The 26,156-nt window shown below is 37.3% G+C and carries 24 protein-coding genes; 12 read left to right on the top strand and 12 right to left on the bottom strand.

Going from position 1 to position 26,156, the window contains the following annotated elements; all coding sequences use genetic code 11:
- Nucleotides 1-14 precede the first annotated feature (14 nt).
- Together mobB and mobA are read right to left on the bottom strand one after the other, a co-directional pair.
- Nucleotides 15-533 (bottom strand): molybdopterin-guanine dinucleotide biosynthesis protein MobB, encoded by a 519-nt coding sequence (gene mobB, locus CBE70_RS13220; protein ID WP_100159712.1) that lies wholly within the window; start codon nucleotides 531-533, stop codon nucleotides 15-17.
- A gap of 11 nt (nucleotides 534-544) precedes the next feature.
- Nucleotides 545-1,129, bottom strand: coding sequence for a molybdenum cofactor guanylyltransferase MobA (gene mobA / locus CBE70_RS13225; protein ID WP_100159713.1), 585 nt, complete (start codon nucleotides 1,127-1,129; stop codon nucleotides 545-547).
- A 220-nt stretch (nucleotides 1,130-1,349) separates the two neighbouring features.
- Between mobA and CBE70_RS13230 the strand changes: the two genes are divergently transcribed.
- From CBE70_RS13230 to polA, 4 genes are all read left to right on the top strand, one after another.
- Nucleotides 1,350-1,619, top strand: coding sequence for a YihD family protein (locus CBE70_RS13230; RefSeq protein WP_023583277.1), 270 nt, complete (start codon nucleotides 1,350-1,352; stop codon nucleotides 1,617-1,619).
- 14 nt (nucleotides 1,620-1,633) lie between these two features.
- On the top strand, nucleotides 1,634-2,629 hold the full coding sequence (locus CBE70_RS13235; protein WP_100159714.1) for a serine/threonine protein kinase: 996 nt from the start codon (nucleotides 1,634-1,636) through the stop codon (nucleotides 2,627-2,629).
- 20 nt (nucleotides 2,630-2,649) lie between these two features.
- Nucleotides 2,650-3,273, top strand: a complete 624-nt coding sequence (dsbA, locus tag CBE70_RS13240) for a thiol:disulfide interchange protein DsbA (RefSeq protein ID WP_100159715.1) — start codon at nucleotides 2,650-2,652, stop codon at nucleotides 3,271-3,273.
- Nucleotides 3,274-3,910: 637 nt separating this feature from the next.
- Nucleotides 3,911-6,709, top strand: a complete 2,799-nt coding sequence (gene polA, locus CBE70_RS13245; protein ID WP_100159735.1) for a DNA polymerase I — start codon at nucleotides 3,911-3,913, stop codon at nucleotides 6,707-6,709.
- 53 nt (nucleotides 6,710-6,762) lie between these two features.
- Here the strand turns inward: polA and CBE70_RS13250 are convergent, their stop codons facing one another.
- Both CBE70_RS13250 and def read right to left on the bottom strand, forming a co-directional pair.
- Complete coding sequence (locus CBE70_RS13250) at nucleotides 6,763-7,221, bottom strand: hypothetical protein (protein WP_100159716.1); 459 nt, start codon at nucleotides 7,219-7,221, stop codon at nucleotides 6,763-6,765.
- 169 nt (nucleotides 7,222-7,390) lie between these two features.
- A complete protein-coding gene (gene def, locus CBE70_RS13255) occupies nucleotides 7,391-7,909 on the bottom strand; it encodes a peptide deformylase (RefSeq protein ID WP_100159717.1) in 519 nt (172 codons plus the stop codon).
- A gap of 286 nt (nucleotides 7,910-8,195) precedes the next feature.
- Between def and CBE70_RS18770 the strand changes: the two genes are divergently transcribed.
- A complete protein-coding gene (locus tag CBE70_RS18770; RefSeq protein WP_438361642.1) occupies nucleotides 8,196-8,243 on the top strand; it encodes a hypothetical protein in 48 nt (15 codons plus the stop codon).
- 151 nt (nucleotides 8,244-8,394) lie between these two features.
- Here CBE70_RS18770 and yihA read toward each other — a convergent pair whose 3' ends face one another.
- Nucleotides 8,395-9,027 carry a ribosome biogenesis GTP-binding protein YihA/YsxC gene (gene yihA / locus CBE70_RS13260; RefSeq protein ID WP_100159718.1) on the bottom strand — a complete coding sequence of 211 codons (633 nt, stop codon included), beginning with the start codon at nucleotides 9,025-9,027 and terminating at the stop codon, nucleotides 8,395-8,397.
- Nucleotides 9,028-9,297: 270 nt separating this feature from the next.
- Here yihA and ppiA point away from each other — a divergent pair, with 270 nt between their 5' ends.
- The 3 genes from ppiA (at nucleotide 9,298) to argD (ending at nucleotide 12,154) form a co-directional block, all read left to right on the top strand.
- Nucleotides 9,298-9,867 carry a peptidylprolyl isomerase A gene (gene ppiA / locus CBE70_RS13265; RefSeq protein WP_072064793.1) on the top strand — a complete coding sequence of 190 codons (570 nt, stop codon included), beginning with the start codon at nucleotides 9,298-9,300 and terminating at the stop codon, nucleotides 9,865-9,867.
- A gap of 373 nt (nucleotides 9,868-10,240) precedes the next feature.
- Entirely contained in the window at nucleotides 10,241-10,816 is a 576-nt protein-coding gene (locus CBE70_RS13270) for an aminodeoxychorismate synthase component II (protein WP_100159719.1), read from the top strand.
- 117 nt (nucleotides 10,817-10,933) lie between these two features.
- Complete coding sequence (argD, locus tag CBE70_RS13275) at nucleotides 10,934-12,154, top strand: bifunctional acetylornithine/succinyldiaminopimelate transaminase (protein ID WP_100159720.1); 1,221 nt, start codon at nucleotides 10,934-10,936, stop codon at nucleotides 12,152-12,154.
- 90 nt (nucleotides 12,155-12,244) lie between these two features.
- On the opposite strand, the gene crp is transcribed toward argD, so the two are convergent.
- Nucleotides 12,245-12,877 carry a cAMP-activated global transcriptional regulator CRP gene (gene crp, locus CBE70_RS13280; protein WP_004246872.1) on the bottom strand — a complete coding sequence of 211 codons (633 nt, stop codon included), beginning with the start codon at nucleotides 12,875-12,877 and terminating at the stop codon, nucleotides 12,245-12,247.
- 312 nt (nucleotides 12,878-13,189) lie between these two features.
- Here crp and CBE70_RS13285 point away from each other — a divergent pair, with 312 nt between their 5' ends.
- Nucleotides 13,190-13,597, top strand: a complete 408-nt coding sequence (locus CBE70_RS13285) for an OsmC family protein (protein WP_023583286.1) — start codon at nucleotides 13,190-13,192, stop codon at nucleotides 13,595-13,597.
- An 88-nt stretch (nucleotides 13,598-13,685) separates the two neighbouring features.
- Here the strand turns inward: CBE70_RS13285 and CBE70_RS13290 are convergent, their stop codons facing one another.
- The 3 genes from CBE70_RS13290 to CBE70_RS13300 form a co-directional block, all read right to left on the bottom strand.
- Entirely contained in the window at nucleotides 13,686-14,555 is an 870-nt protein-coding gene (locus CBE70_RS13290) for a phosphoribulokinase (protein WP_023583287.1), read from the bottom strand.
- Nucleotides 14,556-14,621: 66 nt separating this feature from the next.
- Nucleotides 14,622-14,843 carry a YheU family protein gene (locus CBE70_RS13295; RefSeq protein WP_023583288.1) on the bottom strand — a complete coding sequence of 74 codons (222 nt, stop codon included), beginning with the start codon at nucleotides 14,841-14,843 and terminating at the stop codon, nucleotides 14,622-14,624.
- Nucleotides 14,840-15,820, bottom strand: coding sequence for a hydrolase (locus CBE70_RS13300; protein WP_100159721.1), 981 nt, complete (start codon nucleotides 15,818-15,820; stop codon nucleotides 14,840-14,842). The genes CBE70_RS13295 and CBE70_RS13300 overlap by 4 nt, the downstream gene beginning before the upstream one ends.
- A 99-nt stretch (nucleotides 15,821-15,919) precedes the next feature.
- Between CBE70_RS13300 and CBE70_RS13305 the strand changes: the two genes are divergently transcribed.
- From CBE70_RS13305 to CBE70_RS13315, 3 genes are all read left to right on the top strand, one after another.
- Complete coding sequence (locus tag CBE70_RS13305; RefSeq protein WP_100159722.1) at nucleotides 15,920-16,525, top strand: LysE family translocator; 606 nt, start codon at nucleotides 15,920-15,922, stop codon at nucleotides 16,523-16,525.
- 714 nt (nucleotides 16,526-17,239) lie between these two features.
- Entirely contained in the window at nucleotides 17,240-18,100 is an 861-nt protein-coding gene (locus tag CBE70_RS13310; RefSeq protein ID WP_100159723.1) for an SIS domain-containing protein, read from the top strand.
- A gap of 149 nt (nucleotides 18,101-18,249) precedes the next feature.
- The gene (locus CBE70_RS13315; protein ID WP_100159724.1) at nucleotides 18,250-19,794 is read left to right on the top strand and encodes a methyl-accepting chemotaxis protein; all 1,545 of its coding nucleotides are present in this window, start codon (nucleotides 18,250-18,252) and stop codon (nucleotides 19,792-19,794) included.
- A 99-nt stretch (nucleotides 19,795-19,893) separates the two neighbouring features.
- Here the strand turns inward: CBE70_RS13315 and CBE70_RS13320 are convergent, their stop codons facing one another.
- From CBE70_RS13320 to CBE70_RS13330, 3 genes are all read right to left on the bottom strand, one after another.
- Nucleotides 19,894-21,639 (bottom strand): methyl-accepting chemotaxis protein, encoded by a 1,746-nt coding sequence (locus CBE70_RS13320; protein ID WP_100159725.1) that lies wholly within the window; start codon nucleotides 21,637-21,639, stop codon nucleotides 19,894-19,896.
- 540 nt (nucleotides 21,640-22,179) lie between these two features.
- Complete coding sequence (locus CBE70_RS13325; protein WP_100159726.1) at nucleotides 22,180-23,868, bottom strand: methyl-accepting chemotaxis protein; 1,689 nt, start codon at nucleotides 23,866-23,868, stop codon at nucleotides 22,180-22,182.
- A gap of 331 nt (nucleotides 23,869-24,199) precedes the next feature.
- Nucleotides 24,200-26,134: an ABC transporter ATP-binding protein gene (locus tag CBE70_RS13330; RefSeq protein WP_100159727.1), complete on the bottom strand. Its 1,935-nt coding sequence runs from the start codon at nucleotides 26,132-26,134 to the stop codon at nucleotides 24,200-24,202.
- Between the last annotated feature and the right edge of the window lie 22 nt (nucleotides 26,135-26,156).

Consider the following 26,156-nt stretch of genomic DNA (forward strand, 5'->3'; position numbering starts at 1 on the left):
AGTATTTGCGATTTTTATTTCATCTGCTTCAGCCAATCTGCAATAAATTCTGCAATAGTCTCGGGTGCGTTGATATCTAGTAGTGGAAAATCCACATTTAAATCGCAATCACTGGCGACGGCAATAACGTGCTCATCAAGTAAATCATTAAAATCACGCTCGTTGATATGGCGATAAAGTGCAATTTTAGGAATGGTTTCGCCTTTAAATCCTTCAACTAAGATTAAATCTAGCTTACTCGTATCAAAACGAGACGCGAGGTAATACAAATCTAATTCTGGTAGTTCTGGCGTCTCTGTCATTAATGCCCAACGTTGTTGGCTTGCGACTAATGTCTGGTCTGCTCCTGCTTTTCTAAGCTCATAGCTGTCTTTTCCGGGCTTATCCACATCCATATCATGATGAGTGTGTTTGATCATACCTACACGAATTTCTCTTTTGCGTAATTGTGGAATAAGCTGTTTTAGTAATGTCGTTTTACCGGTTCCACTCCACGCCGTGATCCCTAAAAGGGGTAAATCTACTTGTGCCATATTTTTCATTCCTATTTTTTTAATTTGTTGGCTTTTTCAATATCGTCAGGGGTATTTAAATTAATAAAAGCACTTGCTTGATCCGCAAATAAAACAGGGTGTGCATTTATCTGTTTCATAAACAACATTAACTTTCGATCACCTTGTGCTAAATAAGTTTCTAGCATCGGAATAATACGACGATTTAGCAGTGCTAAGGTAGGATGCTCTCTTTCACCATCATCAACATAAACGGCTAATGCATTGCCTCTTTGCTCATAGAGTTTTTCAACTAAATTAAGAGGAAAATAGGGAACATCGCAAGGTACAAAGGCAACCCAAGGTGTTGAAGCTTGCTTTAATAACGTGAGCATGCCAGCTAAAGGCCCTGAAAATCCTTCTATTTCATCTGTAATAACAGGATATTGGCTTTGGCGATACTGATCTAAATTTCGGTTAGCACTAATCAGTATGCTATCAACTTGTGGTGCTAATTTTTGGGCAATATGGCGGTATAAAGGCTGCCCATGTAGCATTTGAAGCCCTTTATCAGCCCCTCCCATTCGTGTTGCTTGACCACCTGCAAGTATACCACCTGTAATATTCTTCATTTTCATATTCAATATTTGTGAATAAATTGGCTAAATTTTCCGAACGATTTTTATCAAGGAAAGACGATATACTAATAAAAAATATCGACTTAATGAGATTTCATGTAAAGCGACAGCAATTTTTATCAAAAAAGCGTAATCTTTACGCATATTGACAGAGGTTTCCTTTTTCTATCGGATAATAATTGGTACTTTGTTGTTGTAATTAATAATAAGGATTTTTTGTATGAAATGTCACCGTCTTAATGAAGTTATGGAATTATTGCACCCAGTTTGGGAAGAAAATTCTGATTTAAACTTAATTCAATTATTGCAGAAACTGGCTGATGAAGCGGGTTTTAAAGGTCAATTATCTGATCTGACTGATGATATTTTGATTTACCATCTGAAAATGCGCGGTTCAGCACCGACAGATGTGATACCAGGACTGAAAAAAGATTACGAAGAAGATTTTAAAACCGCCATTTTACGTGCTCGTGGCGTGATTAAAGATTAAATTCAGGATAGAAAATGGAAATGTCTGCCTCATTTAATTTTCAGGGACTTTCACCTGATAACATTTGGGACGCGTTAGTTAAAATCGGTTTTTATCCTGAGTCAGGGTTAACGGAATTAAATAGCTACGAAAATCGTGTTTTTCAATTTATGGATGAACATCGACAACGTTATGTGGTGAAGTTTTATCGTCCTCAACGTTGGTCGTATGAACAAATAAAAGAAGAACATGAATTTGTTTTAGCATTAAAGGAGGCTGAGGTATCCGTTGCTGCCCCTTTAATGATTAATGGTGAGACAGTTCATCTTTCTGATAATGGCTTTTATTTTGCAATATTCCCCAGCATAGGGGGAAGAGCATATGAAACTGATAATTTATTTCAGCTAGAAGAAGTAGGACGCACATTAGGGCGCATTCATCAAATAGGCAGAAAAAAGAGTTATGAGTACCGACCGACAGTTTCTATTGCAGAATATCTGATAGCGCCAAAATTAGAATTTGAAAGTAGTGCATTAATTCCTAATAACCTCAAACATCAATTTATAGAGGTTATAGATAAACTTATTCATGATGTGCGTCCTAGAATAGAGGACTCTGCGTGGCAAATGTTACGGCTACATGGTGATTGCCATCCCGGTAATATATTGTGGCGTGATGAAGTTGTAATGGTTGATTTCGATGATTCCCGAATGGGACCTGCGGTACAAGACTTTTGGATGTTATTAAATGGCTCACGGCAAGAGCAGGTTATACAGTTAGATACGATCCTTGAGTCTTATTATGAATACCAAGATTTTGATTTACGTGAATTGTCATTAATTGAACCACTAAGAGCGATGAGAATGGTGCATTATCTCGCATGGGTATTAAAACGCTGGAATGACCCTGCTTTCCCTCGCGCTTTTATTTGGTTTCAAGAGCAAGATTTTTGGTTTAAACAATTAGCCTTATTCAAGGGACAAGTGGAGCAGTTAAATGAGCCTCCTTTACAACTTAGCCCAATGTATTAATTCTTAGGAGACGATGAGAAATGAAAAAGATTTGGCTGGCGTTAGCAAGTATGGTGTTAGCATTCAGTGTTTCTGCTGCTGATATTTCTGAAGGAAAACAGTATACCAACCTTTCTAAACCTGTTACATCAGCGCCTGATGTTGTTGAGTTTTTCTCTTTTTATTGCCCACATTGTTATCAATTTTCTGAAGTATATAAAGTTAACAGTACTGTTGAAAAGAATGTACCTGAAAATATTAATGTTGTCCGCTACCACGTTGATTTCTTAGGGCCTTTAGGTAAAGACTTAACACGCTCTTGGGCCGTAGCAATGGCATTAGGTGTTGAAGATCAAGTTTCTCCAGTTTTATTTAAAGGCATTCAAGAAACTCAATCTATTCGTTCTGTTGACGATATCCGTAATGCCTTTATTAAGGCTGGCGTAAAGGGCGAAGATTATGATGCTGCAATGAATAGCTTTGTGGTGAATTCTTTAGTTAGCCAACAACAAAATGCTGTCGCTGATTTCCAAATCAACGGTGTTCCAGCCATGATCATTGGTGGTAAATATAAAATGAAAAATGATGGTATCAGCGCAAAATCACCAGAAGAGTATGCAAAAACATATTCTGATATTGTGAATCAATTATTACTAAAAAAATAATATAGGCTTAATTTTTCCTATATTGATTAAGTAAAAGTATATAGATCCTTATATGAAAAATAGCACTCCAGAAATAGGGGTGCTATTTTTTTTACTTTCATATTTTTGTCATAATATAACTATCCACATTAATAAAAAATATTGAGGTTAATTTATAATATCTTAATGAATTCGCTAAGTGATTGATTTTTTAATTGTGTTAATAAATTCAAAAGAAAGCTAACTTATTAATATAGAGAGGGTTACAAAAGTACTCACAGAGTTATCCACAGGTTATTTCGATGTTGTCTAAAAAATAAATCCTTAATAAAAAAAGATGACACTAATATGAACGTTAATATTTATAATGAGTAAATAGCGCTACCTTAAATACTTTCTAAATTACGCAGTAAGTTTACTTTTTAGTCTTTGTTTTTAATTGAAATCAGATTTATGGATATGGCTTTTGATAAAAAAGTACTTTAATTAATATTAAGTTATCATTCATACTTATTCTTTCTGTTAAGTTCGGTTAATAATAAATAATTGAGTATTTAAGCTGAATTTCTGCATTTAAGAACAGGTAAAATTCGTCTATTGGGCTGTGATGTGGCATTCTAGTCATATCAACGAACCTCAGAACAATGATGAACAGATTATGGTCCAGATAGCAGAAAACCCCTTTATCCTTGTAGATGGCTCTTCATACCTTTACCGTGCCTATCATGCCTTTCCACCGCTAACCAATAGCCAAGGTGAGCCAACTGGTGCGATGTATGGTGTGTTGAACATGCTGCGTAGCCTGATAATACAGTATAAGCCAAGCCATGTTGCGGTTGTGTTTGACGCTAAAGGTAAAACATTCCGTGATGAGTTGTATGAGGAATATAAATCTAATCGTCCTCCAATGCCGGATGATCTACGTGAACAAATAGCGCCTTTACATGAGATGGTGCAAGCAATGGGTTTACCATTGCTATCTATTTCAGGTGTGGAAGCGGATGACGTTATTGGAACATTGGCACTAAAAGCGGCAGCTGATGGACGTGATGTCCTAATAAGCACCGGTGATAAAGATATGGCGCAATTAGTGACGCCAAAGATCACGCTGATTAACACCATGACCAACGTTATTTTAGGCCCTGATGAAGTTAAAGAGAAATATGGCGTTCCTCCTGAACTGATTATTGATTTCCTCGCATTAATGGGAGATTCATCAGATAACATCCCTGGTGTGCCGGGAGTGGGTGAAAAAACGGCACTAGGTCTTTTACAAGGGCTTGGTAGTTTAGATGATATCTATCAACAGCTTGATAATATCGCAACGTTGAGTTTCCGTGGTGCTAAAACGCTTGGCGCTAAAATGGCAGAGCATGAGAAAGTGGCAAAACTCTCTTATAAGCTGGCAACGATTAAAACGGATGTTGAACTCGATAAAACGTTTGATGATTTAGTGGTTAATGAGCCAAATTTAGATCAATTATTAGAGATGTTTACGCGTTATGAATTTAAACGCTGGATAAGTGATCTTCAAAATGGTGGCTGGTTAGCACAACGTAGTACACACAAAGTTGCTGTGCCTTATACCTCAGAAGCCGTTAAACCCAAAGAAGCACCTGCATCCGCTAATTTTCCTGTTATTACACAAGAGAATTATGAAGCTGTCTTAACGCATGAAAGCCTAGCCCGATGGGTTGAGCTTCTCAAAAAAGCGCCTGCATTTGCATTTGATACAGAAACGGACAGCTTAAATAATATTGATGCTCGTTTAGTGGGGTTGTCATTTGCTATTGAGCCGGGTAAAGCCGCTTATATTCCACTGCGTCATGAGTATTTAGATGCGCCAGACCAACTTCCTGTTAATGAAGTGCTAGCAGCATTAAAACCCATTTTAGAAGATAAAAATATTTTAAAAATTGGGCAAAATTTGAAGTTTGACCGTGGCATTATGGAAAATGAAGGTATCGAATTAAACGGTATTCATTTTGATACGATGTTGGAATCTTACGTATTAAATAGCGTGAGTAATCGGCATGATATGGATACTTTGGCTGAGAAACATTTAAACCATAAAACCACAACATTTGAAGAGATTGCGGGTAAAGGTAAAGGGCAACTGACTTTTAACCAAATTGAAGTTGAGCAAGCGACGTTATATGCTGCTGAAGATGCCGATATCACTTTATTACTCCATCAAGCGTTATACCCTCAAATAGAAGCCATTGAGCCTCTTAAGCATGTTTACCGCGATATCGAAATGCCATTAGTTCCTGTGCTTTCTCGAATGGAGCGCAAAGGGGTATTAATTGATGCTCAAGTGTTAGCTGTTCAATCTCAAGAAATTACACAACGTTTAGCTGAAATTGAAAAAGAGACGTTTGCGTTAGCTGGACAAGAATTTAATCTCTCTTCACCTAAACAGTTACAAGAAATTTTATTTGATAAATTGCAATTGCCAGTTATCAAGAAAACCCCGAAAGGGGCGCCATCTACCAATGAAGAAGTATTGGAAGAATTAGCGCATAGCCATGAATTACCTCGCTTAATTTTAGAGCATCGTGGCCTTGCGAAACTAAAATCTACTTATACTGATAAACTGCCATTGATGGTAAATAGCAAGACGAAGCGTGTACATACTTCATATCATCAAGCGGTGACGGCAACGGGGCGTTTATCTTCTCGTGATCCGAATCTTCAAAATATCCCAGTAAGAAATGAAGAAGGGCGTCGAATTCGCCAAGCATTTATTGCGCGTGAAGGTTTTAAAATTGTTGCTGCCGACTATTCACAAATTGAATTACGGATCATGGCACATTTATCACAAGATAAAGGTTTGTTAGATGCCTTTGCTCAAGGTAAAGATATTCACCGTGCAACTGCATCTGAAGTGTTTGGTATACCTTTAGAAGAAGTAACCTCTGAGCAACGTCGTAGTGCGAAAGCGATCAACTTTGGTCTTATTTATGGCATGAGCGCATTTGGCTTATCACAACAGATTGGTGTTGAGAGAAGAGAAGCTCAGCGTTATATGGATCTCTATTTTGAACGTTATCCGGGTGTCTTGGACTATATGGAGCGCACTCGTAAACAAGCTTCTGAACAAGGCTACGTTGAAACGTTAGACGGTCGCCGCCTCTATTTGCCAGAAATTAATTCAAAGAATGCAATTCGTCGTAAAGCTTCAGAGCGTGAGGCGATTAATGCTCCAATGCAGGGTACAGCTGCGGATATTATCAAAAAAGCAATGATTGCTGTGGATAATTGGATTTGCAATGAATGTCCTACTGATGTGCATATGATTATGCAAGTACACGATGAATTAGTGTTTGAAGTACGGGAGTCTTACCTAGAGAACGCAAATATCATGATCCATAAATTGATGGAAAGCAGTATGGAATTAGCGATCCCGTTGAAAGTTGAAGTGGGTGTTGGTAATAACTGGGATGAAGCACACTAGTTTTTAAATACCATTCTTAACTAGAAAAGGGCGCAGGATTGCGCTCTTTTTGTTTATGCTTTGGTATTTGGCGCAAGCTCTGACTCTTCAAATTCAAGAAAGTCTTCATGCAAACCTTGGATTAATCTATCCGTTGTTGCGCCTTTTTCATCGAGTTCCATCAAAGACCAACCTACCTTGTCATTTACGCCATAAAGATAGTTTTGATCAAGCATATCAATCATCCTGCCAATCATTGATTTACCATAGAAATGCAACAACCCTTTAAGTTCTTGATTATCAAATTGGGAAGCAAGTTTTTGATATATTTCGGTTGCTTCATCAGAGTAAATATCCATTTCACTAATATTTTCCTCAACATCACGATAGATATCGGTGAGTCCTTTTAGCACAAGGAATCGTGTGAGCTGCGGAATGTCTTCTTGTAATTCACTATTTACCCATGATTTTGGGTTTGTTGCACCGGCTGCTTTGAGTTGTTCATATAAATCCTTAAATCGACTATTTTCCATTTTTGCCTCAATTGATGTGCTGATGAGTTTTAAATCTATTGTATAAGGAATGGAGAGAAAAACAGTGGGATTTTATCTGCATTAGGGCAGAAAAAAGAAAAGCTCGGTTAATTACCGAGCTTTTTTATGTCAAAACTTATCAAAATGTGAAAAAAAGATAAGTGAATAATTAAGCAACTTGTGAGTCTATTAGTTTGCTCAATTTCTTCTGTTTCTTCTCAATACGTTGGCGTTTTAACGGAGATAAATGGTCAATAAAGAGTTTGCCATCAAGGTGGTCTAACTCATGCTGAATGCAGCCTGCAAACAAATCAGAGGCTTCAAGTTCAATTTCATCACCATTTCTATCCAGTGCCTTAACCTTTAAGAAGCGGTAACGCTCTGTTGGGGCAAAAGAATCTGGAATAGATAAACACCCATCCATCATATCCATCACTTCATCTTCAGTGCTTATAATTTCAGGATTGATAAGTGCAATCGGTTGATCTCGGTTTTCAGAAACATCAATTACAACAATGCGTTTAGATACATTAACCTGAGGTGCTGCTAAGCCAATACCTCGTTCTGCATACATGGTTTCAATCATGTCATCGATTAATGTGCGTATTTCGTCATCTACTTTTTCCACTGATACTGCGACTCTGCGCAGACGCTCATCTGGAAAACGCAGGAGCGTTAATACAGCCATGGATACCTCATTTTATCGCTAATTACATATTTACTACGGTCTCGCAATAAGCGTATCACAAAATCATTAAGGATAAACCGCACCTTTTGTGTGATTTGTTCTATTTTTAATCATATTCACGTAAGTGATTAAAGTCTCATAATTATGTAATTAAACTACATTTATTTATGTTTTGAATACATAAATACACAGCTGAATCGTGCCAACCTATGAAAAAAAATTACAAAAGGGCTTTTATTAACCAATAAAATAGAGTACATTATCTCTTGTAGGGTACAGAGGTAAGATGTTCTATCTTTCAGACCTTTTACTTCACGTAATCGGATTTAGCTGAATATTAGCTGCCCCAGTCGACTTTATTTCGACTGGGGCATTTTTTTATCTAAAATTCACTGAAGTGGTTTGTGCGAGAAGTGAAAGGGAAAAGTGATTTCCCCTTTATCAATAGAAGATCAGAACGCTATCGTTGAGAAACAAGAAGATAATTAAGCGTTGTTATCATTTGTAGGTTGTTCTTCTGAACCTGAAAACCATTCATTAAGTGTGTTACGTAGCTTATCAATGCCAATTTTTTTCAATGATGAAAAGTATTCTACGCGGATATCGCCTACTTTATTTGCCAGCTCTTCACGTACGCTCATTAACTGCTTTTTACGCGCACCTGATGCGAGTTTATCTGCTTTAGTTAGTAAAACGAGAGTTGGAAGCTCAGAGCCCACAGCCCAGTCAATCATTTGCATATCGAGATCTTTTAATGGATGACGAATATCCATTAAAATAACCACACCTTTTAAGCACTCTCTTTTTTGTAGGTATTCACCTAAAGAGCGTTGCCATTTACGCTTCATCTCTTCGGGAACTTGGGCATAGCCGTAGCCTGGTAAATCGACTAAGCGTAATCCTTCTTCAATTTGAAAAAGGTTGATTAATTGCGTACGACCTGGGGTTTTACTGGTTCTGGCTAATCCATTTTGTTGGGTTAACGCATTTAAAGCACTGGATTTACCTGCATTAGAGCGACCCGCAAAGGCAATTTCAATTCCTGTATCTGGTGGTAAATGACGGATATCAGGCGCACTGATGATGAAATGTGCTTTTTGGTAATTAAATTGGGCCATTATGGTATAAACCTCTCTGAAATAATGCGGCTTTTCATGCATACTCATTTCAATTTTGCATGAAAATGAATATCTAAAATATTTATTTGCTCTATTCTGGCGCAATTTAATGACTTATAACAGTGCTTAAAAATTAAAATTTACCCTGTTATAACGTAATTAGACTTATTGAGCGTAAATAAAGGTAAATGATTGGCACTATTTACCTCAGCGAATTAGAATCGCTGCATATTAAGTAAGTTGTAGACTATTAAAGTAAAGGATCCCTGCATGTTAAAACGTTTTCTTGTCACCTTCGTTACCGCTTGCACTTTAACAACAGCGACTTTTGCAATGGCAACGGGAGAAACCTTCGTTAAATTAGTCACCTCTGAAGGCAATATTGAAATATCACTGGATAATAAAAAAGCCCCTATTACAACGAAAAATTTTATTCAGTATGTCGAAGATGGGTACTATAACGGCACCACTTTTCATCGTGTTATTCCTGGCTTTATGGTTCAAGGCGGTGGTTTTACTGCTGATTTACAGCAAAAACAAACTAGAGCGCCAATTAAAAATGAAGCCGACAATGGATTACGCAATGTAAAAGGTTCTATTGCCATGGCGCGCACGTCAGATAAAGACAGCGCAACCAGCCAATTCTTTATTAATGTGGCTGACAATGCATTTTTAGATCACGGTCAACGTGATTTTGGCTATGCCGTATTTGGTAAAGTTGTGAAAGGAATGGATGTCGTTGATAAAATTTCACAAACTCCAACTCGTAATATTGGACCTTACCAAAATGTGCCAGTAAAAACGGTCACTATTTTATCTGCGGAAGTGGTAAAACAATAAACGCATTATTAGGATAGGATATTTACTTATTCTAATAAGATAAAATGCATATAAACCGGAATGAATGTTTTCATTCCGGGATTTTTGGTACGAAAAAATATTTTTTATCCTTCCTTTTTTCGTGTGATCTCCTGCAATAAGTATTCACTACGCTATTAATCACTCTATTCATCATCAATTACCGTCATTCTTGTTATTGCGCAATAAATCAGCAGGTTTTCTTGCTTACTATTCATATTTTACACCTGTGCTATGATAATCGGCTTTGTTGTACCCAAGTCGGTTAAACAACGAGCTATTTTGGCAAATCTACACTCGCTTTAAAATAGTAATAAAATAGATAATGATAAGAAAATCAGTCGGATAGGCTAATATGCTGTTACTTATTGATAATTACGACTCGTTTACCTACAACCTCTATCAGTATTTCTGTGAATTGGGTGCTGAGGTTGTTGTTAAGCGTAACGATGAGATCGGACTTAAAGAGATAGAAAAGATGATGCCAGCACATCTTGTTATCTCGCCAGGACCTTGCACTCCTGATGAAGCCGGGATCTCTCTTGAGGCTATACAGCGGTTTGCCGGTGAAATTCCTATTCTTGGCGTTTGTCTTGGACATCAAGCGATAGGACAAGCTTTTGGTGCATCAGTTATCAGAGCACGAGAAGTGATGCATGGTAAAAATTCATTAATACATCATAATCAACAAGGTGTTTTTAAGGGGCTTAATCGGCCTTTAAATGTGACGCGTTACCACTCTTTAGTGATTGATGCGACGACATTACCCGTACCTTTTGAAGTGACGGCATGGAGCCAACATGATGGAAATGTTGATGAAATTATGGGAATTCGCCATCGTACTCTGCCAATTGAAGGGGTTCAGTTTCACCCAGAAAGTATTTTAAGTGAACAAGGACATGAGCTATTAAATAATTTCCTTAAATATTAAATGGATAGCATCTAAATAGCGAAATAACGCCTTTTTATACAAAACCACATTTGATTTTTTATTCATATTTAGTGATTATATTTTCATATTGAATATGAATAACGATCAGGTGGGGTAATGACAAAGCAAAGCATCAACCGGGCAACTTACGATCAAGTAATGTTGCCAATTTATTCACCCGCAGAATTTATTCCTGTCAAAGGGATGGGTAGCCGTGTTTGGGATCAGCAGGGAAAATCGTATATTGATTTTGCTGGTGGTATTGCTGTTTTAGCACTGGGGCATGCTCATCCTGCGCTTAATCAAGCCTTGAAAGAACAAAGCGAACAACTTTGGCATGTTAGTAATATTTTTACTAATGAACCTGCATTGCGCTTAGCAAAAAAATTAATAGATAACACATTTGCAGAACGTGTCTTCTTTGCCAATTCAGGCGCAGAAGCGAATGAAGCAGCATTTAAATTGGCTCGTCATTATGCCATCACTCGCCATAGTCCTTATAAAACTAAAATTATTGCTTTTCACCATGCATTCCATGGCAGAACACTGTTTACAGTATCTGTTGGTGGACAACCTAAATATGCAGATGGTTTTGGCCCTAAGCCTGCAGATATCGTGCACGTTCCTTTTAATGACTTAGAGGCTGTTAAAGCAGTAATAGACGATCACACTTGTGCTGTTATTTTAGAGCCAGTTCAAGGGGAAGGTGGCGTAACTGCGGCAACACCTGAGTTTATGAGAGGGCTACGTGAATTGTGCGATAAGCATCAAGCTCTGCTTGTCCTTGATGAAGTACAAACAGGTATGGGGCGTACAGGCAAGCTTTTCGCCTATATGAACTATGATGTGACGCCAGACATTATTACAACCGCAAAAGCGCTAGGAAGTGGTTTTCCACTCAGTGCGATGTTAACAACACATGAGATAGCTTCTGCAATGGGTGTAGGAACGCATGGTACAACTTATGGTGGCAATCCATTAGCTTGTGCCGTGGGTAATGTTGCATTTGATTTAATTAATACACCTGAGGTACTTGAGGGAGTAGAAAAGCGCTATCAATGGATTGTCGATGAACTGGCGGCAATCAATCAAATGTACAATGTCTTTTCGCAAATACGTGGGCAAGGTTTATTGATTGGTGCGCAATTGGCACCACAATATGAAGGCAAAGCCAAAGAGTTACTCGGTCTTGCTGCCAAACATGGCTTAATGATGTTAAACGCAGGAGCCGATGTGATGCGTTTTACACCATCGCTAATTATTACCCAAGAAGAGTTACAAGAAGGAATGGTGGCATTAAAAGCGGCTATAGCGGAATTTGTAAAAGGGCAGTATTGACTAAAAACCCCATCAACGAGGATGGGGTTTACACACAAAATGTATATCAATAGCCCTTTTATGGGCTATTGTTTATTCGAGCGGGGAAACTTAGCGAGTTCCGTAAACGACGATAGTTTTACCGTGTGCGGAGATCAAGTTTTGATCTTCCAGCATTTTCAGAATACGGCCTACAGTTTCGCGTGAACAACCAACGATTTGACCAATTTCCTGACGTGTAATTTTAATTTGCATGCCATCAGGATGCGTCATTGCATCGGGTTGTTTTGCTAAGTTTAATAAGGTTTGTGCAATACGACCTGTTACATCAAGGAAAGCAAGGTTACCTACTTTTTCTGATGTCGTTTGTAATCTGTTCGCCATTTGAGCAGAAAGGCGCATCAGAATATCAGGGTTAACCTGAATTAATTGGCGGAATTTTTTATAGGAAATTTCTGCTACTTCACAGGCTGTTTTTGCTCTAACCCATGCACTACGTTCTTGATCTTCTTCAAATAATCCAAGTTCACCGATGAAATCCCCCTGATTTAGGTAGGAGAGGATCATTTCTTTTCCTTCTTCATCTTTAATAAGAACAGCCACGGAACCTTTAACAATATAATAAAGTGTTTCCGCTTTCTCACCTTGGTGGATCAGCGTGCTCTTGGATGGATATTTGTGAATATGGCAGTGTGACAAAAACCATTCAAGAGTCGGGTCTGTTTGCGGCTTGCCGAGAACCATTCGCGTTATCCTCTGTACGTTAAATGCAGCCTTTCAAAACGGATAGGTTCCCTTTTGAGACAGCGTGCTTAAAAATCCTATCTTTACCTATTAACTTCCTGAGAACACGGTAAGTTAATATGGAGTAGATTATAATAAATGAGAAAATAATGCATTGATCTTAACCACTATCATCAAGCAGATATTGTTTTTAACACAATTAGTGCATTAAGTCTCGTTTTACGCAGTCAGCATAATAAACCTATTTGCTAATTGCTAGTTGAATTATGAGAATGTACTCTTTTAGTTTCTGTCATCTTTAGGGGAAAATAAATGGAAGCGAGAGTTAAGTGGGTAGAAGATTTATCTTTTGTCGGTGAGTCTTCATCTGGCCATCAAATCATGATGGATGGAAATTCTGGTGATAAAGCACCAAGCCCAATGGAAATGGTCTTAATTGCTGCGGGTGGGTGTAGCGCTATTGATGTTGTCAGCATTTTACGTAAAGGTCGTCACCAAGTGACTGATTGCGAAGTAAAATTAACATCAGAACGACGCGAAGAAGCCCCTCGTTTGTTTACTGATATCAATTTACATTTTATTGTTTCAGGTAAAGAATTAACAGATAAAATCGTAGAACGAGCGGTTCAATTATCCGCAGAAAAATATTGTTCTGTTTCTTTAATGCTAGGAAAAGCAGCCAATATTACGCATTCATTTGAAATAAAAGATGCTGACTAATTTTGATATTTTAAAATAAAGTTTAATTTGAAAAATAATATCCCTTAATTAATGGGATATTATTTTTATAGAGATAAATTTTTTCTGGTTAACTTATCTTTTCGCCATTTAATAATTTTTTGACTAATGGTGCCATAATTAATTCCATCGCTAATCCTAATTTCCCACCCGGTACAACAATAGTATTTATTGTTGACATAAATGACCCATGCAACATCGCCAATAAATAGGGAAAATCAATATCGGTTAAGCCTCGAAAACGAATAACAATAAAGCTTTCATCGAGCGTGGGAATTGCTTTGGCAGAAAAAGGGTTTGAAGTATCAACCGTCGGAACGCGTTGGAAGTTAATGTGAGTGCGTGAGAATTGGGGAATAATATAGCTAATATAATCATCCATTGAGCGTACAACCGAATCTCTTACCGCCTCTTGTGAGTGTCCTCTTTCTGTGGTGTCTCGAATAAGCTTTTGTATCCACTCTAGGTTTACGATAGGAACAACACCGACCAATAAATCAACATGTTGTGCGACATTGTGCTCATTGGTGACAACGCCCCCGTGTAATCCTTCATAAAAGAGAACATCGGTATTATTCGGCAAAGGCTCCCAAGGTGTAAATGTACCTGGTAATTGGTTGTAGGGAGTGGCTTCATCATAAGAGTGTAGATACTTGCGAGACTGACCTTGCCCTGTATCACTATATTGACTTAAGGTTTTACTCAGTAAGCTAAAATCATTTGCTTCAGGGCCAAAATAACTGATATGTCTACCTTGTTCTCTGGCTTTTCTTATCGCCATATCCATTTCAGGGCGGGTATAGCGATGGAAACTATCTCCATCAATCAATGCAGAATTTGCATTGAGTTGTTGGAATATTTTACGAAAAGCTTGGCTTGTTGTGGTAGTTCCTGCGCCACTTGAGCCAGTCACTGCGATGATAGGATGCTTGATTGACATAGGTTATCCTTTTGCTAAATAAGGTTGGCCCTTATTTGATGGCGATACATCGCTTGCTTTGCATAACTAACCAGAGCGAAACTGCGATGCCGGCATAATATTGACGCTCTCATGAAGTTCTGACCAGACTAATACGGCTTCACCGGATTTAAGTTGTTTTTTTACGTCGGCGACTTTTTGTTCAAGCGTTTTCTCTTGGATACCATAATCAGTGCCTTCTCGTAAAACAAAACTTTCAATAAGATTATCAAGTGTCTCTGTGGAAAGCTCATTCCAAGGAATTATCATTTGGTTTTCTCCAAATAAGCGGATAACCAGTCAGGTATTCGGCTTTCAAGCCACATCACGGGCTTAGATAGTTTTCCACTCACAAAGCCAACATGCCCACCAAACTCAGTGAGTTGATATTCAATGTTATTGGGTAAGGTTGTGATATCAGGAATAACATCCGCAGACATAAAAGGATCATCTTTAGCGTGAATAATCAGTGTTGTTTTCTTTATTTTATTTAATAAAGGCAATGCACTGCATTGGCGATAATAATCTAACGCATCTTTAAATCCATGGATTTTAGAGGTAATTAAATCGTCAAATTGACGTAGTTTTTTAATGGATTTTATCGTCAACAAACTAATTGGTAATGATTCAGGATAGCGAACCAGCTTCCGTGTCGCGTTATTTTTCAGCTCTTTTAATAGATACCATTGATAAAAACGAGAAAAGCCATGTTCAATTTTTGTTGAGCATGGTTCTAGCATTAATGGCGCAGAGACAATAACGGCGGCATCTACAACCGCATTTTCACCGCTTTCTGCAAGATAATAGGCAAGCATATTTCCACCAAGAGAATAGCCAACGGCGGCTGTTGGTTGCTCACCAAATTCCTTTTTCAACCAATTTAAGAAGTAGCGAGCATCTTCCGTTTCACCTGAGTGATAAATACGGTTTTGTCTATTCGGTTCACCACTACATCCTCTAAAGTGCATTACAACGCTTAGCCAGCCCCTCTCTTTTGCTGCAGCTAACATGCCGTGAGCATAAGGGCTACTAAATCCACCTTCTAAGCCATGAAAAATGACTAAGCGTGGCTTATTGAGTGCCGTTGTCGGATCTTCACTCCAGGCTAAATCGACAAAATCGTTGTCTGGTAGATTGAGTCGTTGCCAATATGGTGTAAGTTGTGGCGTCCTACGTACAATTCTTGGTAAGAGCGTTTGTAAATGTGGATTTTTAGCCCAACGCATTGGATTAAAGTATTGAGACATATTTTCCGTCTATCAAAATGAATTAACACTTGTTTGCTAAATAACATACTGCTATTTTCGGTGAAAATAAAACATCTGTCACATCTTTGAGCACTTATAATGACAATTAGTCTGATTTCATCGTTAGCTATTTTCCTGTTTATTGCAGCTATCACGCCTGGACCCAACAACTTATTACTTACTTCATCAGGCGCTAATGTCGGTTTTAAAAGCTCATTAAAGCTGATGGCTGGTATTATGCTGGGTATGCAATGCGTTTTATTGAGTTCTGCATTTGGTGTTGCTGCATTATTGATAATTTATCCTGCACTGCATATCGGATTGAAAATAGTTGGGAGTGCATATCTGCTTTGGCTTGCTTGGAAAACAGCAACATCATCTTATCAGCGTTTAGATATTCCAGCAAAAACACCCCAAACAGTAAGCTGGTTTCAGGGGGGATTATTACAATTTCTAAATCCAAAAGCGTGGATGATGGGATTAGGTGCAGTAGGAAGCTTTAGTTTATCAGGTGATGCTTATTTTAGCTCTGTTATTGCTATTAGTATTGTTATGATCATTGTTAATTTCGTTGCTGGTGTTGTTTGGATATTAGGCGGAACATTAATTAGTCTGTTTTTACAAAGCAGGCGATCTTGGTTTGTTTTTAATATTTCAATGGGATTATTAACGGCACTCTGCGTACCTTTGATTTGGATAGAGTGAATTAAAAATAGTTATAAATCAATAGATAACTTAACTTTCTTGATTTTAGTGATGTTTTTTTAAGTTTGGTTGAAATGATATTTCTTAATCTGTATCAAAAAAAGAGTATTAATCTATCAAAAGAGAGATCTATGATCGCCTGTTATCATTGGTATTTATGTTAAAGTACTCTTTTATATAAGGAGGGAATAAAAATTTATTGTCTCCTATTAACGTAACTATTTAACTTGTTCGCTTACCTCTATTTATACTTTAAGATGAAAAATAATTATAATAGATAGGAATTATTTATTCCTTTTTACTGATTGTAATTAAAGAAGTTTTTATCATGCATATGTTTTTAAACTGTTTTTATTGTGTTATTAACTTAATAGAAATGTTTAAAAACGCAATATCTTTGAATATATATAAGTTGAATCAATATTCTCTTATTGACCAAAAAGAATAAATTATTATTAAAGATTGGAAAAAAAGAAATTAAGTATTATAGAATATAGTGAATAATGAACAAAAGCGGATAGAAAAGATAATTATAAAACAATTATAAAAGTAAGTATTTTAATAAAAATATTACTGTTTTTATAATTCATTATGGTTCATTTTTTGTTTTTAATTGATTTTATTCTGAAAAACTAAATAACTTTAGGTATTAAACTCTTTATCAAGAATGATCCCATATATAACAATACAGTACTCGAAGTGGATAATGTTATTATGCCAACATTAACGAAGATTGCGTGGATCAAGCCTGGTATGGCGACAAATCAACGTAAAATAGCGGATTATATTTTAGAGAACCCAGAAAAAACGGTCACTCTTTCATCACAGCAACTTGCTGAAACAATGGGTGTGAGTCAATCAGCTATTGTTAAATTTAGCCAAAAAATTGGATTCAAAGGCTTTCCTTCTTTGAAACTTGCAATTAGTGAAGATCTTGGGCGAAAAAATGCAAATACTGGACAGGATCCTAATATATTACATAATCAGATTGGCTCTGAAGATAGCTTAGTTGTAATAGCTCAAAAACTTGCTCAAGAAAAGAATAATTCTATCAGTGATACCACTCGCCAAATTAATTACCTTCATTTTGAAAAGGTGATCCAGCTTATTGATGAGGCTCAGCGAGTTCAGATTATTGGTATTGGTGGTTCAGGGTTAGTTGCAAGAGACTTAAGTTATAAACTACAGAAAATAGGAATAACAACTCTGATTGAAACAGATCATCATGTTCAGATATCTGTTGCTCAAATGTTAAGTTCAAAGGATTTACAGATAGTTATTTCTTATAGTGGCAAAAGGAAAGATATGTTAGTTGCGGCCTCTGTGGCTAAAAAACAGGGAGCAAAAATCATTGCTATTACAGGAGAAAAACACTCTCCATTAGGAAGAATTTCTGATTATATATTAGAAACAATTGCGGATGAAGGTGAGTGGCGAAGCGCTTCAATCTCTTCACGTACAGCACAAAACACGATAACTGACCTTATTTTTATGGCGTTATTAAAGAAACGTGATGAGTGTGCGAAGACATTAGTGCTAAGTTCACAGGCATTAATTAATAGCCTGGATAATTAAAAATTTTGAACTGATTCAAAAAACTAATATTTAAATGTAGGTATTTACACTTATTACTAAAGTTATTCTCCTAACGGCCGAAACGATAGTTATTTAGGCAGTCTTTTTTTGTTGAGATGTTTTAATTTCAATGTCGAGGAGAGTAACTAATGCGTAACAATCAACCGGTGACACAGCGAGAATACCCGGTATCTGAAAACGCAACACTGATGTCGACGACAGATCTTGATGGCAATATTATTTATGCCAATGAGGACTTTGTCGAAGCCAGTGGGTTTTCAGTGGAAGAACTTGTGGGACAACCCCACAATATTGTCCGACATCCAGATATACCTTCAGAAGTCTTTAAGGATATGTGGAAAACGTTAAAGCAAGGAGAAATTTGGACCGGGATAGTGAAGAATCGGCGTAAAAATGGGGATTACTATTGGGTAAGAGCGAATATCACCCCGATTATACGTCAGGGGAAAATTCAAAGTTTTATGTCGGTAAGGACTGCTGCAAAAAAAGAGGAAATAGCACAAGCCTCAGCACTTTATGCCGCATTTAATCAAGGTAAATATCCTTCACACACGTTTTTAAAAGGCGCTTTTGTTTATAAAGGATGGCAACGTTGGCGCTCATGGAATCAAACAATTTCATTAAAAAAACGACTCCGTCTTTTTATCCTCTTGCCCTTACCTTTTATGTTGTTAAGTGCATGGTTTGCTGGTTTATCGGGTTATGCTCTTTTTGTGCATATTGCGATTTTGCTGGTATTACTGATGGCAAATGAACGTATTCTGTATTTTCAGATTGTTAAGCCAATTAGATTACTTAATGAGCAAGCGAATCGAGTTGCAACTGGCGATGAACATAACGTTACATATATAAATCGCATTGATGAAGTGGGCATGACACAGCGTTCAGTTAATCAATTAGGACGAATGTTCCGTTGGTTGGTTAGTGATGTGAGTCATCAAATTCATCAAGTCGATATCTCTTGTGATCAATTAGCCGCAGGTAATCGTGATCTATATGTGAGAACAGAGCAAACTGCCAGCAATGTCGAAGCAACCGCTTCAACGATGAATGAATTAACAACTGCGGTAAGCAGTAATAGTGAAACGGCAGGGCAGGCAAACAATCTTTCTAATATCACTTGTGAGGCAGCGATAAAAGGAGGTAGTGCAATGGATAATATCGTTACTACAATGAATGATATTGCGAAAAGCTCTGATCGTATTAGTAATATCATTGGTGTTATTGATAGTATTGCCTTCCAAACAAATATCCTTGCACTTAATGCATCCGTAGAAGCGGCAAGAGCGGGCGAGCAAGGTCGAGGTTTCTCAGTAGTTGCTACCGAAGTCAGGGAATTGGCACAGCGCAGTGCAGAAGCAGCAAAAGAGATCAAAGCATTGATCAATGCTTCAAGTAGCAATATCAAAGTCGGTTCAAAGCAAGTCAATGAAACAGTCGGAACAATGGAAGATATTGTGGTGCATGTTAAAAATGTGACCGATTTAATTGGTGAAATCAGTCTTGCATCATCAGAGCAAAGTGCAGGTTTAAAAGAGCTTGGTCGCGCTGTTGAAAAATTGGAATCGATTACGCATGAAAATGCGAATTATGTTTCGAAAGCCTCAATGATTTCAGGTGAAATGAAAGTACAAACTAACTACTTAGTTAGTGCAATCAATGTATTTCATTAATTTGTCATTATTTAACAAGTAAAAGAAAAAGACACCTACTAAAAATAGGTGTCTTTGTGTTTTTCTAAATCACGTTTTTATCATGATCAAATCAATGGTTTAAAAGCTTGTCCAATCATCATCCTCACCGTCATTTACAGTTGCTGTTCCTTTTGCCGATTTTCTCTCTTTCACTTCATCTTTGACTGTATTTTTTATCTTCTCATTTTTTGTATGTAGTGATGTTTCAGATGAGAACTGTTTTTCTATTACTTTGTGTTGTGCCTTTTTATTGAACTGTTCACTTTCAGCCGTTTTAAACTGTTCAACGATTTGTTCAAGATTACCTGCTTCTTCAGTCAATAGGCTGGCAACAGCGGAAGATTGTTCAACCATAGCCGCATTTTGCTGTGTTGCTTTATCCATTTCAGTGACTGCAAGAGAGACTTGAGTAATGCCTCGAGTTTGCTCTTCTGATGCAGATAAAATTTCAGTCATTGAATCTTCAACATGTTTTACGGATGTCAGTATTTCGCCCATAGAAATGCTAACTTGTTCAACAAGATCATTACCATGGCGAACACGGCTAATAGAGGCATCAATTAACTCTTTAATTTCCTTTGCAGCTTCGGCACTGCGCTGTGCCAATTCCCTGACTTCGGTAGCAACTACTGAGAAACCTCGACCTTGCTCGCCCGCTCTGGCGGCTTCAACCGCAGCATTTAATGATAAAATATTGGTTTGAAAAGCGATGCTATTGATAACAGCAGTGATTTCACCAATTTTTTGTGAGCTATCAGCAATGTCAGTCATCGTTTTCACCATTCTATTGGTGACATCGCCTCCTTTGCTGGCAATATTGGAAGTCTGACTGATAAGGTGTGAAACTTCACGTGCACTTTCTGTATTATTTCTCACTGTTGCTGTGAGTTGTTCCATACTTGATGCCGTTTCCTCTAATGCACTTGCTTGCTCTTCGGTACGACAAGAAAGATCGGTATTTCCTGCGGATAACTCTTGAACACCAGTATAAATATGATGACTTGTTCCTCGGATCGCATTCACAATTAATGACAGTTCGGTACGCATATATTGAATACCTGTAATTAATTGGTCGATTTCATTATTTCCTTTTGCTGTGACATCTTTATTTTCTAATAAATTTCCTTGTGAAATTTCCGACATATAATCGACAATTTGATTGATACGTAAAACAATATTTCGGCGTATCCACAATACAACAAGGACAGTAAAAAGAATAAAAACAAACATAAAGACAAAAGCTAAGACCAAGGTACGTTCATAATTACCTTGAGCTGCTTCTATTGCGTGAGTAACAACGTTATCACTGAGGTAATCTGTTGCTTCATAAAGGGATTGAGTGAAACGTTCATTGGTATTATGTGCATAAAGAGATTGAAAACCGTAGTAATCGCGGATCTCTAAACATGATGCAAGTTGGTCAAGATCGTAAAGCACACGATTAAAGAGCTTTTTCATACTCTCTATTTTTTCGGGATCAAAATCTGCGTCTTCAGTCGCAGTGAAGTATGCGGTAATAATACGTATAACTTCTTGTTTTCTTTTGGGATAAGAGGAAAGGAAATCAGAGATTTTATTTTCTGCAATATCGGGTGTGAGATGAGCTTCAAACATAACATTTAGCATATCTTCACGTAATTTATTCAACTCAGCATAACCATAATCCATCGTTTTTATCTGTTCAAAACCATTCGCTAATTGTGAGATCCGCTTATTTGTTAAACTCGCGTCACGGATACTCATTGCACCAGAAAAAAGTTGAATGGCGCAAAACAGTATTAAGATAAACATTAAGCCATTAGATATTTTTATTCGTTTCAGCATAGCCTTACCTATTTAATTGGTTTGTAGGACACACAGCAAGGAGCGATAACTATTTATCAATTAAACTTATTCGGCTCAATATTTAAAAACTTTACCTTTTCTACTCTGTTTGATAGTAAAGACGACTTATATTTCTTTTTTTAGCTTTAATTGTCAGCTAATGGCTAAAATTCTCTAATGATTAATAGAATAATCTATAAGTATATTATCTTACTTATTTTTTGTGTTAATTGTTTAAATATAAATATTAATAATGTTTTGTTGAATATTAAAACGATAATAAGCAGTATTTTATTTTTATTTATCTTTTTATCTTATGTTAAGTAAAATAAAATTATCGATTTCACAAATACTCTTAATATTTCTTAAAAAACTCTTTTATTTCGTATGAAAAACGATCTGTTTTTTTGTGTTTATGTGCGGTGAGATCAGAAATACTCCCAGAAAAATTACTGGGAGTATGGTAGGGAGAGGTTTTGTTATATGTTCTGGATTATTTTCTACACTGCTCTCTTTCACGATGTTGTGTGAGAGAGATAATTAAAAACTTTCCCAATTATCGTCTATTTCATGATTATTGGTTTTAATTGTTGGTGTTTTAAGTGTTTCAGTGTCTTGTGATTTAGCTGAGAATGCTGGCAATTTGGCTTTAGCTGGTGCAACTTTTTCATGCTCAACTTTAAATGTATTCACAATCATATCCAACATACTTGCTTGTTCACTTAATGTGGCAGAAGCAGCCGTTGATTGTTCAACCATCGCCGCATTTTGCTGAGTTGCTTTGTCCATCTCATTAACAGCAAGGCTGATTTGTGCAATACCACGCGTTTGCTCTTCTGATGCAGACAAAATTTCTTTCATCGAACCCGAGACATGATTAACAGATGTAACAATCTCACCCATTAATAAGCTAACTTGTTCGACAAGATCATTACCTTGTCTAACACGTAATATTGTCGATTCAATAAGCTCTTTGATCTCTTTCGCCGCTTCTGCACTGCGCTGTGCTAAGTTGCGAACTTCACTGGCAACAACAGAGAAACCACGACCTTGTTCGCCTGCTCTTGCCGCTTCAACAGCAGCGTTAAGGGCTAAGATATTGGTTTGGAAAGCAATATCATCAATAACTGCAGTAATTTCACCAATTTTTTGTGAGCGATCGGCAATGTCAGTCATTGTCATGACCATCTTATTACTATGCTCACCACCTTGAACGGCAATGTCGGCAGTGCTCATAACGAGCTCTGTTACTTCACGAGCGCTTTCCGTGTTATTACGAATAGTTGCGGTCATTTGTTCCATGCTGGATGCCGTTTCTTCTAATGCGCTGGCTTGCTCTTCAGTTCGGCTCGATAAGTCATTATTACCCGCAGCAATCTCTTGTACACCAGTGTAAATAGTTGCACTAGTATTTCGAATAGAGCTTACCATCTCTTTTAATTGAGCACGCATTTGCTGTAAGCCAAGCATGAGCTGATCGATTTCAGTCTTACCTGAAATATCGCTATCAATGCGGCTGACTAAATCACCTTTAGCAATCGTTTCTTGATAGGTGATCATTTGGTTAATGCGCACAATAATGTATTTGCGGATCCAAATAAGAACTAAGGTGGTAAAGATGAGGAAGATACCCATAAAGAGAGATGCTATCCACAACATGCTGTGGTAATTATCTTCTGCTTCAATCACTGAAGGGTTAACAACTTCATCGGTAATAAAGTCTGTGGCTTCATACAATGAATTCGTGAAATTAGTGTTTGCTGGGCTTTTTAAAATTAAACGAACCGCGTTAGTATTACGTTCGCTTAAATACTGCGCCAGTAAATCAAGATCAGCTCGGCTCTTTTGATAGAGCTGTTTGATCTGCGCCATGCGTTGCTGATCGAAACCTGTTTGCGCGGATAGCTCAACATACTCATTCATCAATGCATCAACTTGCGCTTTACGCGCAGGCATAGTTTGCATAAATGTGGTGATGTTTGCATCCTCGGCTTGAGGATTTGAAATATAACTAAATGCTTGTGCAATAATATCAGTACGTAATGTATTCAACTCCGCATAGGTATTATCCATGGTGCGTAGTTGATCGAAACTGTATGAAATTCTTTTAAGAGTATTTTGAGTTTGGTAGGCATCGTGAATACTTTGTACTCCAGAAATGATCTGAATAATACAAAACAGAGTCAGGACACACATTAAACCTTGAGAGATTTTAATTCGTTTTAACATAACCCTACCTATTAGCTTTGTCTTTTCGTTGGTAAGTGGGAGGTCCACTTAGCAGAATGATTAATTCGGCTGGAATGTTAAAAACTTTAGCGTGAAAGAATTTATTTCCCTTACTTAATATAAATAGGTAGAAAATAAACATTATATTGTTATTTTTATTGGGTTATTGCTAGATAGAGTGAGATTATGTTTTGTGTAAATCGTGCTATTGTAAAATGATATAAATACCATAAGTGAAATGAATTGTATAAATTTTAAGAATGAATTAAAGGGCAAAAATAAAGGAACTATTTCACTTAAAATAGTTCCTTTTTTAATGAATTACGTTGTATTACTGAGCTTCAAATGTGTTTGTCATTTCTTCCAGTGTTTCTTGTAATTCCATCCACTCCATTTCAACTTCTTCTAGTGCGGATTTCGCAATACCTTGTCGGCTTAAGCAATCAGATAGCTCATTTTTACGGCTAGTATCATAAATACCACTATCAGAAAGAGCGGTTTCGATATCATTAAGCTCTTGGCTTAATTTATCCATTTTGCTTTCTAATGTTGTGAGTTTCTTGCGTAAAGGCTGGGTTTGTTGTCTAAACTCAGCTTCTTTGCGTTTTTGCTCTTTTTTATCTTGGGCACTTAAATTGGCGGTTGTCGTGGTATTGTTGTTATCTTGTTGGCTTTTATTTGCCTGAGTCTCTTGACGATTTTGATCAACTAACCATTGTTGGTAGTCATCAAGATCGCCATCAAATGGTTCAACTTGGCCATCGTGTACAAGATAGAGATCATCAGTGGTAGAGCGTAATAAATGCCTATCATGCGATACAACAACAATTGCCCCTTCAAAGCTAATTAAAGCTTGGGTCAGTGCTTGGCGCATATCTAAATCAAGGTGGTTTGTTGGTTCATCCATTAATAGCAAATTAGGACGTTGCCAAACTAAAAGTGATAGGACTAAACGTGCCTTTTCACCGCCAGAAAATTGACCACAAGCATCCGTGACTTTATCGCCATGGAAACCGAACCCCCCCAAGTAATCACGTAATTTTTGTTCAGTTTCTTTGGGTGCTAAGCGGGTTAAATGCTGTAATGCCGATTCATCAGAGCGCAAAAACTCTAATTGATGTTGGGCAAAATAACCAAGTTTAATACCTTTAGAAAGCGCCAATTTTCCCTGTAACGGTTGAATTTCGCCTGCAAGTAATTTAATCAGTGTTGATTTACCTGCACCATTTCGTCCTAATAATCCAATACGTGAGCCGGGAACTAAATTGAGTTTGATATCATTAAGAATAACTTTTTCACCGTAACCCGCGCTGACTTTCTCCATTGATAAAAGAGGATTAGGTAAGCTTTCAGGTTGGCGGAAACTAAATTGGAATGGGTTATCTGAATGAGCAGGAGCGACGCGTTCCATTCGTTCAAGCATTTTTACACGGCTTTGAGCTTGTTTTGCTTTTGTCGCTTTCGCTTTAAATCTATCTATAAAACTCTGTAAGTGTGCAATTTTGGCTTGTTGATTTTCAAACAAAGCTTGTTGTTGTGCGAGTTTGGTTGCACGTTGCATTTCAAACGAAGAGTAGTTACCCGAATATTCAAATATTTTTTCTTGCTCAATATGCAAGATTTTATCCACGATAGGATCAAGAAAATCACGGTCATGGGAAATTAAAATAAGTGTGCCTGTGTAGCTTTTTAGCCATTTTTCTAGCCAAATAACAGCATCTAAATCTAAGTGGTTAGTGGGTTCATCGAGTAGCAGTAAGTCTGATCGACAAATCAGCGCTTGTGCTAAGTTTAAACGCATTCTCCAACCACCTGAAAATGATTTTACAGGTTCATTAAGCTGTTGTTGGCTAAAACCTAAACCATTCAGTAAGGTCGCTGCTCGAGATTGTATTGTCCATGCATTAATGGCATCTAATTGTCCGTGTATCAGTGCAATAGCGTGGCCATCGTTTATCTCGTTAGCTTTTTGTAATCGTTGTTCTAACTGGCGGTATTCTCTATCACCATCAATAACATAATCAATAGCAGGTACGTCAAGTGCCGGTGTTTCTTGGTTAACCCATGCCATTGACCATGTACTAGGATAGGTGACATTGCCTGCTTCAGCTTGAAGTTCTCCTTTCAATAAAGAAAGTAATGTGGTTTTGCCACAGCCATTTTTACCGACTAGACCAATTTTTTGCCCTGGATTAATGGTTGCACTGGCATTGTCCAGCAACACTCTGACACCACGGCGAATTTGCAAAGAAGAAAAAACAATCATAAATATCGTCTATTAAGAGTAT

Origin of the sequence: Proteus columbae, assembly GCF_002777965.1 — a bacterium.
In the GTDB taxonomy this organism is placed as follows: Bacteria; Pseudomonadota; Gammaproteobacteria; order Enterobacterales; family Enterobacteriaceae; genus Proteus; species Proteus columbae.

Bases quoted from the DNA above. Each gene is read 5' to 3' on its own strand.
- mobB (WP_100159712.1), bottom strand. From the start codon at position 533: ATGGCACAAGTAGATTTACCCCTTTTAGGGATCACGGCGTGGAGTGGA.
- mobA (WP_100159713.1), bottom strand. From the start codon at position 1,129: ATGAAAATGAAGAATATTACAGGTGGTATACTTGCAGGTGGTCAAGCA.
- CBE70_RS13230 (WP_023583277.1), top strand. From the start codon at position 1,350: ATGAAATGTCACCGTCTTAATGAAGTTATGGAATTATTGCACCCAGTT.
- CBE70_RS13235 (WP_100159714.1), top strand. From the start codon at position 1,634: ATGGAAATGTCTGCCTCATTTAATTTTCAGGGACTTTCACCTGATAAC.
- dsbA (WP_100159715.1), top strand. From the start codon at position 2,650: ATGAAAAAGATTTGGCTGGCGTTAGCAAGTATGGTGTTAGCATTCAGT.
- polA (WP_100159735.1), top strand. From the start codon at position 3,911: ATGGTCCAGATAGCAGAAAACCCCTTTATCCTTGTAGATGGCTCTTCA.
- CBE70_RS13250 (WP_100159716.1), bottom strand. From the start codon at position 7,221: ATGGAAAATAGTCGATTTAAGGATTTATATGAACAACTCAAAGCAGCC.
- def (WP_100159717.1), bottom strand. From the start codon at position 7,909: ATGGCTGTATTAACGCTCCTGCGTTTTCCAGATGAGCGTCTGCGCAGA.
- yihA (WP_100159718.1), bottom strand. From the start codon at position 9,027: ATGGCCCAATTTAATTACCAAAAAGCACATTTCATCATCAGTGCGCCT.
- ppiA (WP_072064793.1), top strand. From the start codon at position 9,298: ATGTTAAAACGTTTTCTTGTCACCTTCGTTACCGCTTGCACTTTAACA.
- CBE70_RS13270 (WP_100159719.1), top strand. From the start codon at position 10,241: ATGCTGTTACTTATTGATAATTACGACTCGTTTACCTACAACCTCTAT.
- argD (WP_100159720.1), top strand. From the start codon at position 10,934: ATGACAAAGCAAAGCATCAACCGGGCAACTTACGATCAAGTAATGTTG.
- crp (WP_004246872.1), bottom strand. From the start codon at position 12,877: ATGGTTCTCGGCAAGCCGCAAACAGACCCGACTCTTGAATGGTTTTTG.
- CBE70_RS13285 (WP_023583286.1), top strand. From the start codon at position 13,190: ATGGAAGCGAGAGTTAAGTGGGTAGAAGATTTATCTTTTGTCGGTGAG.
- CBE70_RS13290 (WP_023583287.1), bottom strand. From the start codon at position 14,555: ATGTCAATCAAGCATCCTATCATCGCAGTGACTGGCTCAAGTGGCGCA.
- CBE70_RS13295 (WP_023583288.1), bottom strand. From the start codon at position 14,843: ATGATAATTCCTTGGAATGAGCTTTCCACAGAGACACTTGATAATCTT.
- CBE70_RS13300 (WP_100159721.1), bottom strand. From the start codon at position 15,820: ATGTCTCAATACTTTAATCCAATGCGTTGGGCTAAAAATCCACATTTA.
- CBE70_RS13305 (WP_100159722.1), top strand. From the start codon at position 15,920: ATGACAATTAGTCTGATTTCATCGTTAGCTATTTTCCTGTTTATTGCA.
- CBE70_RS13310 (WP_100159723.1), top strand. From the start codon at position 17,240: ATGCCAACATTAACGAAGATTGCGTGGATCAAGCCTGGTATGGCGACA.
- CBE70_RS13315 (WP_100159724.1), top strand. From the start codon at position 18,250: ATGCGTAACAATCAACCGGTGACACAGCGAGAATACCCGGTATCTGAA.
- CBE70_RS13320 (WP_100159725.1), bottom strand. From the start codon at position 21,639: ATGCTGAAACGAATAAAAATATCTAATGGCTTAATGTTTATCTTAATA.
- CBE70_RS13325 (WP_100159726.1), bottom strand. From the start codon at position 23,868: ATGTTAAAACGAATTAAAATCTCTCAAGGTTTAATGTGTGTCCTGACT.
- CBE70_RS13330 (WP_100159727.1), bottom strand. From the start codon at position 26,134: ATGATTGTTTTTTCTTCTTTGCAAATTCGCCGTGGTGTCAGAGTGTTG.